Origin of the sequence: Pseudomonas sp. Irchel s3b5 (genome assembly GCF_900187435.1) — a bacterium.
Taxonomy (GTDB): domain Bacteria; phylum Pseudomonadota; class Gammaproteobacteria; order Pseudomonadales; family Pseudomonadaceae; genus Aquipseudomonas.
In genome coordinates this window covers 1-12945 of the sequence record NZ_FYDY01000053.1, presented here as the reverse complement: position 1 = coordinate 12945, position 12945 = coordinate 1, and the positions used below count along the sequence as shown (strand labels likewise).

12 protein-coding genes and 2 pseudogenes are annotated in these 12945 nt (G+C 59.7%); 5 read left to right on the top strand and 9 right to left on the bottom strand.

The genetic code is table 11. The features are described 5' to 3' along the window. Positions 1 to 471: 471 nt before the first annotated feature. The 4 genes and pseudogenes from CKW15_RS27545 to CKW15_RS27530 form a co-directional block, all read right to left on the bottom strand. Positions 472 to 1641, bottom strand: a complete 1170-nt coding sequence (locus tag CKW15_RS27545; RefSeq protein WP_256583283.1) for a carotenoid oxygenase family protein — start codon at positions 1639 to 1641, stop codon at positions 472 to 474. Beyond that, positions 1601 to 1978 (bottom strand): annotated as a pseudogene (locus CKW15_RS27540) (heme-dependent oxidative N-demethylase subunit alpha family protein); the annotation flags it as partial. The gene CKW15_RS27545 and the pseudogene CKW15_RS27540, both read right to left, overlap by 41 nt. Positions 1979 to 1987: 9 nt before the next feature. Then, a complete protein-coding gene (locus CKW15_RS27535) occupies positions 1988 to 2917 on the bottom strand; it encodes a PDR/VanB family oxidoreductase (protein WP_095153066.1) in 930 nt (309 codons plus the stop codon). Next, positions 2914 to 3426 (bottom strand): dimethylamine monooxygenase subunit DmmA family protein, encoded by a 513-nt coding sequence (locus CKW15_RS27530; RefSeq protein ID WP_095153065.1) that lies wholly within the window; start codon positions 3424 to 3426, stop codon positions 2914 to 2916. The genes CKW15_RS27535 and CKW15_RS27530 overlap by 4 nt, the downstream gene beginning before the upstream one ends. A 189-nt stretch (positions 3427 to 3615) precedes the next feature. Here CKW15_RS27530 and CKW15_RS27525 point away from each other — a divergent pair, with 189 nt between their 5' ends. From CKW15_RS27525 to CKW15_RS27515, 3 genes are read left to right on the top strand one after another with little or no spacing between them, the layout of a single operon-like run. Continuing rightward, positions 3616 to 4761: an ATP-binding protein gene (locus CKW15_RS27525; protein WP_371856326.1), complete on the top strand. Its 1146-nt coding sequence runs from the start codon at positions 3616 to 3618 to the stop codon at positions 4759 to 4761. After that, entirely contained in the window at positions 4730 to 5401 is a 672-nt protein-coding gene (locus CKW15_RS27520) for a response regulator (RefSeq protein WP_095153063.1), read from the top strand. Before CKW15_RS27525 ends, CKW15_RS27520 begins: the two co-directional genes overlap by 32 nt. Next, the gene (locus tag CKW15_RS27515) at positions 5402 to 6160 is read left to right on the top strand and encodes a PAS domain-containing protein (protein WP_095153062.1); all 759 of its coding nucleotides are present in this window, start codon (positions 5402 to 5404) and stop codon (positions 6158 to 6160) included. It begins immediately after the preceding gene. A 65-nt stretch (positions 6161 to 6225) separates the two neighbouring features. On the opposite strand, the gene CKW15_RS27510 is transcribed toward CKW15_RS27515, so the two are convergent. From CKW15_RS27510 to CKW15_RS27495, 5 genes are all read right to left on the bottom strand, one after another. Continuing rightward, positions 6226 to 7587 carry a cytosine permease gene (locus CKW15_RS27510; RefSeq protein WP_095153061.1) on the bottom strand — a complete coding sequence of 454 codons (1362 nt, stop codon included), beginning with the start codon at positions 7585 to 7587 and terminating at the stop codon, positions 6226 to 6228. Positions 7588 to 7592: 5 nt separating this feature from the next. Continuing rightward, complete coding sequence (locus tag CKW15_RS27505) at positions 7593 to 8270, bottom strand: isochorismatase family cysteine hydrolase (protein WP_095153060.1); 678 nt, start codon at positions 8268 to 8270, stop codon at positions 7593 to 7595. Between the two features lie 91 nt (positions 8271 to 8361). Continuing rightward, a complete protein-coding gene (locus CKW15_RS28545; protein WP_177450606.1) occupies positions 8362 to 8514 on the bottom strand; it encodes a hypothetical protein in 153 nt (50 codons plus the stop codon). A gap of 62 nt (positions 8515 to 8576) precedes the next feature. Next, positions 8577 to 9620, bottom strand: coding sequence for an LLM class flavin-dependent oxidoreductase (locus tag CKW15_RS27500; protein ID WP_095153059.1), 1044 nt, complete (start codon positions 9618 to 9620; stop codon positions 8577 to 8579). 112 nt (positions 9621 to 9732) lie between these two features. Beyond that, the gene (locus tag CKW15_RS27495) at positions 9733 to 10218 is read right to left on the bottom strand and encodes a flavin reductase family protein (protein ID WP_095153058.1); all 486 of its coding nucleotides are present in this window, start codon (positions 10216 to 10218) and stop codon (positions 9733 to 9735) included. 323 nt (positions 10219 to 10541) lie between these two features. On the opposite strand from CKW15_RS27495, the gene CKW15_RS27490 reads away from it, so the two are divergent. Both CKW15_RS27490 and CKW15_RS27480 read left to right on the top strand, forming a co-directional pair. Continuing rightward, positions 10542 to 11948, top strand: coding sequence for a cytosine permease (locus tag CKW15_RS27490; RefSeq protein ID WP_095153057.1), 1407 nt, complete (start codon positions 10542 to 10544; stop codon positions 11946 to 11948). Positions 11949 to 12784: 836 nt separating this feature from the next. Continuing rightward, positions 12785 to 12945 (top strand): annotated as a pseudogene (locus CKW15_RS27480) (IS256 family transposase); the annotation flags it as partial.

The following is a 12945-nucleotide window of genomic DNA, read 5'->3' as shown; positions in this document are numbered from 1 at the left end:
CACGCACTTGAACGGTTACCGCAAGCCGCCGCAGCAGAAGACTTCGAAGCCTTGCTGCCGTGGAACTGCACACCGCAAATACCAAGATAGCTATACACCCCACCTTTAAAATGTGGGGTTCATGGATCGCATACGAGAAAGGGAGGGTGCAATGAGGGTTAATCTAGTCTTGCTATAAAATCCTGTAAAGTAGGATTTATACAAAAATCCTAAAATATGGAAATTATGTGTTTTTTTGCGTTGCTGTACCTTGTGTGGACCTGGGGAGCAAGGGGAGGGGAGGCAGGCCGCCACCGCAGATGGCAGAGGCTGCGAGGGGGGGGCGCAAAAGGCTCTAAACCTGTGGGAGCGAGCTTGCTCGCGATGAGGCCAGCCAGTTCAATACTCATGTAACTGAACCGCCGCCATCGCGAGCAAGCTTGCTCCCACAGGGATTGTGCTTAATTGACGGGCATCAGAGCCCGATGCCAATCAATCGCTCGGTGCCCAGCAGCCATGCAGCGACATGCGCATCCGGAAGGGAATCCTGATCCGGGCAATGGGACCGCTGGCCATGTCACGGGTGTCCAGCACGACCAGTTCACTGCGCCCTTCGGCAATGAGGTTGAGCAGGGCAACCACGTAGCCATCGGCTTCCTCTGCATCCGCCGAGCGCGGTATGAAGATAGGCTCCTGGAAGCATCCGCTGTCGCCGGGAAACCAGGCGTCGGTGCGGCCTGTCTGCAGGTCCAGGTGCGCCAGCAGGTTAAAAAACTGGAAGGGTATCGGCCCATTCGCCGGGTTGTAAGGACGCTCAGGATCAAAGGCGAGCAGAAAACCATGCTGGTACTTTCGACCGATGTAGCGATCATCACACCGTGGAAACTCGCAGGGATATTCCGTCAGTGGCTGCGGTTGAACGTCCTCCTGCGCGCCATTCAGGTCGAAGGTCCAGCGCATCAGGCTGGCGGCCAGGGTTTCAGGCGGTGGTACGTAGCCGTCGGCCTGGGGGAAGAAGTAAAAGATGTTGCCGCCGGTGACCGGCATGTCGACATACACCTTGCCGTCCTCATCGAACGCATTGAGTGTGTGCCCCTGGAAGCCGTCCTTGGGCCCCTTGAACCAACGTACATCTTGCGCACACCCGTTACGCGGCACGACCGCGAACAGCTGAGGCAGATCGGGTTGCCACTGGAAATGCGGCCCGCCGTTTTTCATGCGCTCGACGTCCACCGTCAACGGAATCAACGGGAACACCACGTACCGTTCGGTCACCGCGAAATCATGCACCATCGCCGCATAAGGCGCCTGGAACCAGATCTCGTGCAGCAGTTTTCCGTCCGGCGAGAGTTCGAAGTAGGCCAGGTCAGGCGTGCCGTCGCCTTTGGCCTCATAACTACAGGCCAGCAGGTTGCCTGTCACCGGATCGAGCTTGGGGTGGGCGGTGAACGTCGCGGCTTTGATCTGCCCATCAAAGGTCCATTCGCCGAGGGTCTCCAGGGTTTCGAGATCCATCGCCCAAGGCAGGGCATCTTCCTTGAGCGCCAACAGGACGCCGTTGTGAGGGATAACGGTGGTGTTGGCGGTGGTGTTGTTTTTCGCCGCGAGAGGGTCATTGGTGTAGGGTGTTGCGCCAATGCCAGTGTTCAGCGTCACGCTCAAGGGTGAACCACTGCGGATAGTCGGCGGCCAGGTGCTCCATGAGCATCTGCAGCGCATCCCAGGCCGCCACTTGCATGTGCGGCATCACCAGGTAGCGGCGCGGATCCTTGTCCAGCACCAAGGCGCGTTCGGCCATTTCCGAGCGGTAGTGTTCGTCGATGTCGAACCCGTGCTGGTAGATCGAGCCGGGATCCCGGGAGGTCGCCGGTTCGATGTTCACCGAATACAGGTAGCTGTCCTCGGGGAAGGGGAAGGGGAAACGACGGATGGCAGCTGGGCTGTTGCGAAAGCTGAAATCGTCTCGATAGCTCTGCACGGGGCTTGGTTGAATAGTCATGGACGACTCCTAAAGATCCAGCGAAACGGTAGGGCCGCAGCCGCGGGAGACACAGGGCATGAGAAAGTCGGCCTGCTCGGCGGGGCTCATGAAACTGTCGCGGTGTTCGATATCGCCGCCCACGTGGCGGGTCATGCATTGGCCGCAGACACCGCCACGGCACAGGTTGGGGATCTGCAGCCCAGCGGACTCCAGGGCTTCGAGCAGGCTTTGATCGGGGCCGACCCGCAGGCGCCGGCCGCTGCGCAGCAGTTCCAGCTCGAAGGGTCGGCCCGGTTGTGCGGCATTGAACGCTTCCCAGTGCACACGGCTGGACGGCCAGCCGAGTGCCTTGGCCTGTTGCCGAACCGCGTCGAGCAACGGTTGCGGGCCGCAGGTGTAAAGGTGGCTGCCCAGCGGTCGATCACGCAGGATCCGGCTCAGGTCCGGGCGGCTGGCGTAGATGTGCAGGCGCGATCCCAGCCGCTGTTGCAACGCCTCGACATAGGCATCGCTCAGGCCCGGACGACAGAGGTAGTGCAATTCGAAGTGAGCCTGGCGTTGTTCCAGGGCCGCGATGTAGGCCATGAACGGCGTGATGCCGATGCCTCCGGCGATCAGGATGTGCAGGCTGGCGGTCGAGTGCAGGGCGAACAGATTGGCCGGTGGCGAAATCTGCAGCGTGTCGCCGATCTGGACCTGCCGATGCAGGTAGTGCGAGCCGCCGCGGGAGGCTTCCTGCAAGCGTACGGCGATACGGTAATGCTGGCTGTCCGCCGGGTCGCCGGTCAGTGAATAGGCATTGCGCACCTTGCCCTCGGCCAGCGGCAGATGAACCTGCACATGACTGCCGGGGGAGAAAGCCGGCAGGGGCCCGGCGCACGTCTGCAGGGTGAACTCGCGCACCACTGGGGTAAGCATCCTTGCCGCACTGACCCGCACCTTGATGACGGCGCTCATGACCGGACTCCGGCGTAAGGCTCGTCGGGGTTGGTGCAGACGCCGAGGTATGCCCCGAGGCGGCGGGAAAAGTGCTCCCGGACTTCCAGTCCGACTGCGCAACCGATGCAGCTCAGCAGCGGCTCCGGCCCAGCGGCCTGAGTCAGGCCGCAGTGCACGCAATACACCTGGCGCTGGCCGGCAATCGTACGGGTGATGTCGATCTCGTCATCTTCCAGTCCGGCGCTGCGGGCCTCGCCGTGGATACGCCAGATAAAGGCCTCGTCGCCCATGATGTAGAGATGGCTGCCGACGGTGGCGCTAACCAGCACCTGATGCAGGCGGCGGGAAAAGTCGGCGCTCTCGCCATTCAGCACCAAGGGCTGTTCCAGTTCCCCGACAAAGGGCGTGCCGACGGCCGCCGATTGCATGACCACGATGTGCCGGGTGACGCTTTCACGAGGCAGCGGTTGGCGATAGCACGGGAGGCTGTGAAGTCGGTCCGGGGCGGCGCTGTGTCTATCCGTCATGTGGGCTTTCCTGGCGTTGAACTGGGAATTTGTTTCCTGTTGGGGAAGATACTTTCCTATGGGGAAAATCTTCTCAATCCGGAAAAAGGGCTATGCCTTTGGAGATAAGCCCTGAACAACGCCTGTCCGGGGCATGGAAGTTGCTGGTCTTTGCTCAAGGCTGAGCAACCGGACGGGGAGTTATCGATAGTGCGAACACGACCGCAGTGGTGGCCGCTCTGGTTGGGGCGTATCCGCCCCGAACAGGCACGCAGCGTGCGCAAACTGCTGACCGGATTGCCCTTGTGTCAGGTGCACGCTGACGGTGCCTTGTCAGGTTTTCTGGACCGTTTCGAAGCAGTGTTGCCGACCTGCAAACTGAATCTGATCCTGGGCGGAGAAGACTTGGGGCCGGCGCGGCGCGGATTGATCGAGGGCTGCCAGGACGTGGAACGCTGCCCTTGGCGCGACTCAACACTGGATGATGCGGCTCAGGTCTGTGGCCCTTGTCGGCAACGAGGTGTTCATCGCCTGGTGTGTGCCTTGCCGCAAAGTGATGATTCGAACAAAGGGGTGTTGTTGCTGGATACCCCACAACCGGTCCACGCAAGCTGGCGCCAGTTGCTGGAAGAGGCGGCGCAGGCGGTCGGCGTTACCGTGCGCTTGCGCTGCTACACCCGTGAGCAACAGCGCAAACAGGCGACCTCCCGGCACGGCGCCCTGGCTCGTGAGTTGCACGACTCGGTGGCTCAGCAGTTGGGTTATCTGTCGTTCCAGGCGCGTTTGCTGCAGTCGCAGTTGGGCGAGCCTGCGCACGCCAACGCCGCGTTGCAGGAACTGTGCGGCGGCTTGAGTCAATTGCAGCGTCAGGTGCGGGAGCTGATTACCAGCGCTCGTCTGACCATGGACGGGCGCTCGCTGCGTCAGGCTCTGGCCGACTCTGTCGCTGAGTTCTCGCGGCGCTGCATCATCGTTTTTGAACTGGACAATCGCCTGGCTGATGATGCTTTGAGCCCGGAAACCGAATTGCAGATTCTGCAGATCGTTCGCGAGGCACTGGCCAACGCGGTACGCCATTCCCATGCAAGGCATGTGCGCATCGAGTTGCGGCAAAACCATGACGGTGAAGCCTGCGTATCGGTGGAGGATGACGGCATCGGACTGAGCCCGGCGTCAGGGGAGGAAAACCATTTCGGCCTGGCAATCATCCGCGAACGCGCCGCGAGCATTGGCGCCCGACTGACCATTGAGGCGATCCGCCCGCACGGGGTTCGCGTACACCTTGGCCTTCGCCGCCACCAAGACCTGCCACAGGGGAGTTTCGATGGACTGCACGACCTTACTACTGATCGATGATCACCCGTTGTTTCGCAAAGGCCTGGCACAGCTGTTCAGTGCCAGCGACGACTTCGAAGTGGTGGGGCAGGCCGCCAGCGGCCGCGAAGGCATCAACCTGGCGGTGAGCCTGGCGCCGCAGCAGGTCTTGCTGGATCTGCACATGCCCGGCTTGAGCGGTTTGCAGGTGCTCGATGAACTGCGTCAGTTGCGCCTCGACTGTCAGGTGGTGGTGCTCACCGCATCGATGGATCGCGCCGAGCTGTTGACCGCCCTGCGCCTGGGCGCCAGTGGTTATGTGCTCAAGGAAACCGAGCCTGATGCGTTGTTGGCTTACATGCGCAATTGCCACAAGGGCGCGATTGTTCTGGATTCAACCCTGATTGCGCTGCTGGCCGATCAGCGCGAGTCGGTGACCCGGCCTGCGCACGATGCGGATCCGCTCGACACCGGCAACCTGACCGAGCGCGAGGGGCAGACCCTGGCCCTGATCGCTGCGGGCATGAGCAATAAACAGATCGGCCGTGAACTGGGCATCAGCGATGGCACGGTCAAAATATATGTGAGGAATCTCTTGCAGAAGCTCAGCCTGCACTCGCGCCTGGAGCTCGCGGCGTGGGTGCACAACGGCGCGTCGGTGAGACACGAGGAGCGTCATTAGATGATGGAACGACCAGAGGCATTTGTGCAGACACTGCCCTTGCACCTGATGGATCGCTTTCCTGCGGCGCTGCTCGAACTGCGCGATAACGGTCAGATCGCCCACTTCAATCTGGCCTGGGTCGAGCTGATGGATCTGCCGGGTACGGAACGCAACCTCATCGACTATGTGCACCACGAAGACCGTTCGTTGTGGCGTCAGGCCCTGCATGAACTGCGTCGGCACCCCGAAACCTCCTTCAACCAGCGGCTGCGTTTTGTTCACCCTTCGGGGGAACTGCGTTGGTTCGACGTCAGCCTGAAGCGCGGGCTTCAGGCTTTCTATCTGGTGGCCGGCGACATCACTGCGCACAAGCGGCGCGAGATTGCCTTGCAGGCCAGCCAGCGCAGCAGCATGAGCCTGCTCGACAGCATGCCGGGGCTGATCTATCGCGGCCGCAACAACCGCGACTGGACCATGGAATTCGTCAGTGCCGGTTGCCTGCAACTGACCGGGTATCCACCGGAGCGGCTGGTGGACAACCATGAGTTCACCTACAACAGCCTGATCCTGGCCCAAGATGCCGATTACGTCTGGCGCGAGGTGCAATATGCCCTGTCACGGCAGGAACCGTTCGAACTCAATTACCGGATACGCTGCGCCGATCAGTCGATCAAGCATGTTTGGGAAAAGGGTGTGGGGATTTATGCCGACACCCGGGAAGTGCTGGGTATCGAGGGCGCGATTTTCGAGCGCAGTATGGATTGGCGAGCGAGCTGAACACACCGTTGCGCGAGGGTACAACGCCGGGCGTCGCACCCGGCGTTGGGGCTTTCAGGGGGGTATCAGGACAATTCGCCGACTCCCTGGGCGAGCTTGCCCAGTTTCATCAATCCGTAATAGCTGAGGGCGGGCACCAGCAACCCGACAATCCAGGCCAGGTCTACGCCGTCCAGGGCGTTGGCCACCGGGCCGACATACAACGTGGTGTTCATGAAGGGGATTTCCAGGGCGATCGCCAGCACGAAGCTGCCGCAGGCGATCCAGTTGATACGCCCGTAGATCCCGTCCTTGTCGAAGATGTCAGCGATCCGGTACTGCCCTTTGCGCAGGCAGTAGTAATCCACCAGGTTGATCGCGGTCCAAGGAATCAGGAAATAGCTCATGAAGAAAATGAAGTTGAGGAAGAAGTTGATGAAGTCGTCCTGACTGATGGTGCACAAGGCCGTGGCCACCAGGCTGATCACCAGTATGAACAGGCCGCGTACCCGAGGCGTCACCTTGAGCCGGGCAAAGGGTTCGATCACGGTAATGGTCGACATGAAGGCGCCGTACAGGTTGAACACATTGATCGACACCTGGCCATAAACGATGAAGGCGAACAACAGCAGTGCGCCGCCACCAAACAGCCCGGCGACATGGCTGCCGACGTTGCTGGAAAAGTCGCTAATGCCGACGCTGAGGATCGCCCCGAGAATCATCATCCAGGCACCGCCGCTGACCGTGCCGGCGTAGCTGTACCAGAACACTTTTGCGGTTGGCGTGCTGCTCGGCAGGTAACGCGAGTAGTCGGCTACATACGGCGCGTAGGACAGTTGCCAGGTCACGGCAATGCTCACCGCCACCAGAAACTTCGACAACGAGAAACCCGTCGGCAGCCATTGTTCGGCCGGGATCGGCAGCTGCAAGGCGAGCACCGTCGCGGCGATGAACACCAACAACGAAAGCAGCGACAGCAGTTTCTGCAGGCGATGGATCAGGCGATAACCATAGAGCGCGACGACAAAGCACAACGCCCCGATCAGGTAGATATTGCCGGTGGCCGGCAATGGGCTGACGGACTCCAATGCCTGGGCGGCGAGCAAGGTGTTGCTGACGAAAAACCCCAGGTAGATCAGCATCACGAACAGCAGCGGCAAGACCGCCCCCAGCACGCCGAATTGCGCCCGGCTCTGGATCATTTGCGGGATGCCGAGTTTTGGGCCCTGGGCAGAATGGGAGGCCATGAAAATCGCCCCCAGTAGCGAGCCGATGATGATCGCCAATGCGCTCCAGAACAGATTAAGCCCCATCACCACCGGCAACACACCGGACGCGATGGTTGTGATGTTCATGTTGGCGCCGAACCAGATGAAGAACAGCGAGCCGGGCTGGCCATGGCGTTCGGTCTCAGGGATGAAATCGATGCTTCTTTTTTCCACTTGCATGGCGATCACTCCTGAGTCCGGGCGAGGTGGGTGTGCAAACGGGCGATGGTGCTTTCCAGCTCATGGGGCTGGTGGGCGAACAGGTCCGGGTGCTCGGGGATCAGGCTTAGATACTCGCGATTGTCCAACGCTCGCAGGCATTCGGCGCAGGTCAGGATCTCCAGGGCGTAGACCCAGTTGGCCATGATCAGCAGCGCCGAGTAGTGTCCCGCTAGCGTGGTCGTGGTGCAGGCGTCGCTGACCAGCCGAATGTGATAACCCAGGGCGAAGGCATCGAACACCGTGCTGAGCACACAGACATCGGTCAGCACGCCGCAGACGATCAGGGTATCGACTTCGAGTGCCTTGAGCCGGGCATCCAGATCGGTGCGGTGGAAGGCACTGTAACGACCCTTGTCGACGATGAGTTCATCAGGCTGCGGCGCCAGACGTTCGATGATTTCCACCTGCCGGGTGCCGGCACGGTAACTGCTGGGGCCACCGTCGGCCGCTCGCGGTTCGCCGCGCGGCAAATCACTGCCGTCGGCCTGATTGATGTGGCGGGTATAGATGACAGGCACCCGTTGACGGCGGGCGGTTTCGAGTAGGGCGGCGGTGTGGGCCACCACGGTTTCGAAGTGTTCCAGGACGAAACCGTCCTCCTGCTGCATGTCGATGATCAACAGCGCGTTTTTATTGTTCATTGAGCAAACCTGATCATGGGCGAAGCACAATGCACCGGGCACGCCTCGCGATGACGAGACGTGGGGTGCGTGAATTCCAGTTCGGGTGGGCTCAGTGAACGAGTTGCCAGAAGCCGTTCTGCTTGGCAGTAACGCTGGCGCGCAGGCGCTTGAAATGCAGGTGCGAAGCGGTCCATTCGCCGCGCAGGTAAGCCTGCTCGGCGCCGGAGGGAAGGGCGAGTGATGGGCGGCGATCATTGATCATTGGAATCGACCCTACACGTCAGTCAGCCCCCGGCTTCGCGTCCGAGGGGCAGGGCGGTGGACTCAGCGGAACGCCGGGACCACGTGTTTGATAAACAGCTCCAGGGATTTTTTCTTCTCCGCGTGGGGCAGGCTGTTATCGCACCAGAAGCTGAACTCGTCGACCCCCAGTTCCTGGTAATACTTGATGCGCGGGATGATTTCTTCCGGGGTGCCGATCATGGCGGTGCGGTGCAGACTCTCCAGTTCGAATTCTGGACGAGCAGCGAATTTTTCTTCCGGGCTCGGTGCCAGGAAGCCGTTGACCGGCACTTCCTTGTTGCCGAACCAGGCATCGAAGGTGCGATAGAACCTGGAGATCGCCTTGGCCCCGACTTTCCAGCCTTCGGGGTCATCGACCGCGTGAACGTGGGTGTGACGCAGCACCATCAGTTGCGGACGTGGTACGTCCGGGTTGTTGTCCAGGGCCGCCTGGAATTTGTTCTTCAGGTCGAGGACTTCTTCGTCACCCTTCATCAGCGGCGTGACCATGACGTTGCAGCCGTTGGCCACGGCGAAGTTATGCGAGTCCGGGTCGCGGGCGGCGATCCACATCGGCGGATTGGGCTTCTGGATCGGCTTCGGCACGCTGGTGGACATCGGGAATTTCCAGATATCGCCATCGTGAGCGTAATCGCCTTGCCACAGGGCGCGCACCACCGGAACCATCTCGCGCAGCGCCTGGCCACCGGAGGAGGCGGGCATGCCGCCGGCCATACGATCGAATTCAACTTGATAGGCGCCACGGGCCAGACCGACTTCCATGCGACCGTTACTGATCACGTCCAGCAGTGCGCATTCGCCGGCGACCCGCAACGGGTGCCAGAACGGCGCAATGATGGTGCCGGCGCCGAGGTGAATGGTGGTGGTTTTGGCGGCCAGGTAGGCCAACAGCGGCATCGGGCTCGGCGAGATGGTGTATTCCATGGCGTGGTGTTCGCCGATCCAGACGGTGCTGAAACCGCCGGCTTCGGCCATCAGGGTCAGTTCGGTCAAGTCTTCGAACAGCTGACGGTGGCTGACGCTTTCGTCCCAACGTTCCATGTGCACGAACAGGGAAAACTTCATGACGCTTACCTCGGATCTTTTGTTGTTGGCCGGTCGATCGAGAGTCGACCGGGCTGATTATTGGAGTCTGGATATTCGCAATGTACCCAAGCTATCTCTGAGTATTGTCGAATCAGGCGAACACGGGCAGAGCGCCCATTTTGCCGTGGCAATACACCAGTGGCCCGGCGTTGTGCTGGGGCACGATCAGGTTCTTCACCGCGCCGACCATGATCGCGTGGTCGCCCCCTTCATATTCGCGCCACAGCTCGCATTCGATCACCGCCGTAGCATTGGCCAGAATCGGGTTGCCCAGTTCGCTCAAGGTCCATTCGATGCCTTGCGCCTTGTCTTTGCCTTTGCGTGCGAAGGCATAGGCTTCGCTCTGCTGGCCGCCGGACAGGACGTGAATGGCAAAGCGTTTGTTCTTGATCAGAACCGGATAGGAGTCGGAGCTGTAATTGGGGCAGAACAGCACCAGGGCCGGGTCCATGGACAGCGAGCTGAAGGCGCTGGCGGTCAGACCGACGATTTGGCCGTCGTCATCCAGCGTGGTGATCACAGTCACTCCGGACGGAAACGAACCCATCACTTGTTTGTAGATGGCGGCATCGATCATGGGACGGTCCTCTGGCGGTGAAACAGGTTCTTATGAGTTTGTAGGTCTGATGGTATACCGTAATACATAGTTTGCAAGGGCTTTTTCTTTCGCCCGATAAACGCACATATTGGGCGTAAAGCCCAATGATTACGGGGAATTTAACGAGAGGACGTTAGCGGTCATGCATCGGGATTACGGGTCAGATGGGCGCTAAAAGACCGGATCAGTCTTGTTTAAAAGTTGGAATACCATAATATGGCTCGCATCTGAGGGGCAGCCAAAGAGCTCCCCCGGTTTGGCTTCGTACAACTATAAGATCAGACAAACTAGAGTTCATGCACATGTCCCAGATGTCCCGGCAAGACCCCCTGATCGAGAATCACACGGTCGATTACGTCCCACTCGCGGAACGCCACGGGAAGGCCCGCGACCTTTTCACTTTATGGTTCAGTACCAACATCGCGCCGTTGCCCATCGTGACTGGCGCCATGGTGGTTCAAGTGTTCCACCTCGACCTGTTCTGGGGGCTGCTGGCGATTGCGCTTGGGCATATGGTCGGCGGCCTGGTGATTGCCCTCGCGTCGGCCCAGGGGCCGCGCATGGGGATTCCGCAGATGGTACAGAGCCGCGGGCAGTTCGGCCGTTATGGTGCGCTGCTGATCGTGTTCTTTGCGGCGATCATCTACATAGGTTTTTTCATCTCCAACATCGTGTTGGCTGGCAAGTCGATTGTCGGCATTGCGCCTTCGGTTCCGGTGCCGGCGAGCATCCTCATCGGCGCCCTCAGCGCTACCGCGATCGGGGTGATCGGTTACCGCTTCATTCACACCCTCAATCGCATCGGCACCTGGGTCATGGGCACTGCCTTGCTTGCCGGTTTCCTTTACATCTTCGCCCACGACCTGCCAGCGGACTTCTTCACTCGCGGCGGTTTCAACTTGTCGGGTTGGCTGGCAACGGTGTCGTTGGGGATCATCTGGCAGATCAGCTTCTCGCCTTATGTGTCGGACTACTCGCGTTACCTGCCGGCGGATATCGGGATTGCCCGTCCGTTTTTCGCCACGTATCTGGGCGCGACCCTGGGCACTATTCTGTCGTTCACCTTCGGCGCGGTGGCGGTACTGGCCACTCCGGAAGGCACTGAAGCGATGGCTGCGGTGAAGCAATCCACCGGCTGGCTGGGACCGATTTTGATGGTGCTGTTTCTGCTCAACATCATCAGCCACAACGCCTTGAATCTGTATGGCGCCGTGCTGTCGATCATCACCTCGATTCAGACCTTCGCCAGTCAGTGGACGCCGAGCATCAAAGTGCGCGTGGTGTTGTCGAGTGTCGTGCTGGCGGGTTGCTGCCTCGTCGCATTGGGCGCTTCGGCGGATTTTATCTCGCAGTTCATCGGGTTGATTTTGGCGTTGTTGCTGGTGCTGGTGCCTTGGGCGTCGATCAACTTGATTGATTTCTATCTGATCAAGCGCGGTAGTTATGACATTGCCTCGATCTTCCGTGCGGATGGCGGGATTTATGGGCGTTTTAATCTGCATGCGATCGTTGCGTATTTCATCGGGATTATTGTGCAGCTGCCGTTTGCCAATACGTCGTTGTATGTCGGGCCGTATGCCAATCTGGTGGAAGGTGCTGACCTGTCGTGGCTGGTGGGGCTGGTGGTGACTTGTCCGTTGTATTACTGCCTGGCGACGCGGGGCCAAACCCGGCAGAGCAGCGCGGTGCGATTGGGCTACACCGAATGACCATTCCAAACCGCATCCGCAATGCCCGGCACAATGCAGGGCATTGTTATTTCTGGAGCCCGGCGGTTACGCACATTGGCCACCTTTGCCGCAGAAACTAGAGCGGGTGCGTATGCGATTCCACCAGATTCGGCTGATGGTCTGTTATATGAAGGTGCCGGAGTCGGTGCTGGAGTTGACGCGCAGGTTGATCCTTGATTCGTACACTCGGCGGGTATCCCAATGATCCTCAGGCCTCCGCAACATGAGGATCTGGAGAGTCTGTTCGCCATCTACGGCGATCCGGCGACCCATCAGTTCAATCCGGCTGGCCCTTTGCAGAGTGTCCGCTAGGCGCAAACGATACTCGAAAAATGGCTGCGACACTGGGCACATAAGGGCTACGGCTAATGGGATAATGCTACGTGTGAGGCTCCGGAGTGTGTGATTATCTTCGGAGGGCTGGATGCGCACATGTACCTTGACGTCGAGCGATTGAATCTGGGTTATTGCTTTGGCCCGACGGCGTGGGGGGCTGGGGCATGCGACTGAATTGGGTCGAGCAGCGCTGAGTTTTGGGTTTGATGAATTGGATGTTCCGCAGGTATTTGCGGTGGTGAGGCCGAGCTACTGAGCCTCGATCAACGTTCTGAAGAAAATCGACATGCGGCGTATTGATACGCTGGATAGATGTGCCAGGACAGGCGATGAGTTTTGTGTACTGGGCCAGTCGTAGCGGGCAAGACACGAGTTAAGTGTGGTGTGACATTTTGCATTTGAGGTGAAAAAGTTTTCGACCGCAGCCGGGGGTGTCAGAAATTTTGTGTTCGGGCATAACATGAGTAAGAGGTGCATGTATGCCAACCAAAAAGAAACCCGCGTTGCGAGAACTACCGAAAATCCCGAAAGAGCTGCTCGAGCAATTCACCGATGGACCGATGACCGCTGAAGCCATTGAGGACGCCTCTGCGGCGTTCAAGAAGGCTTTGATCGAGCGAGCCCTCAGTGCTGAGCTTGG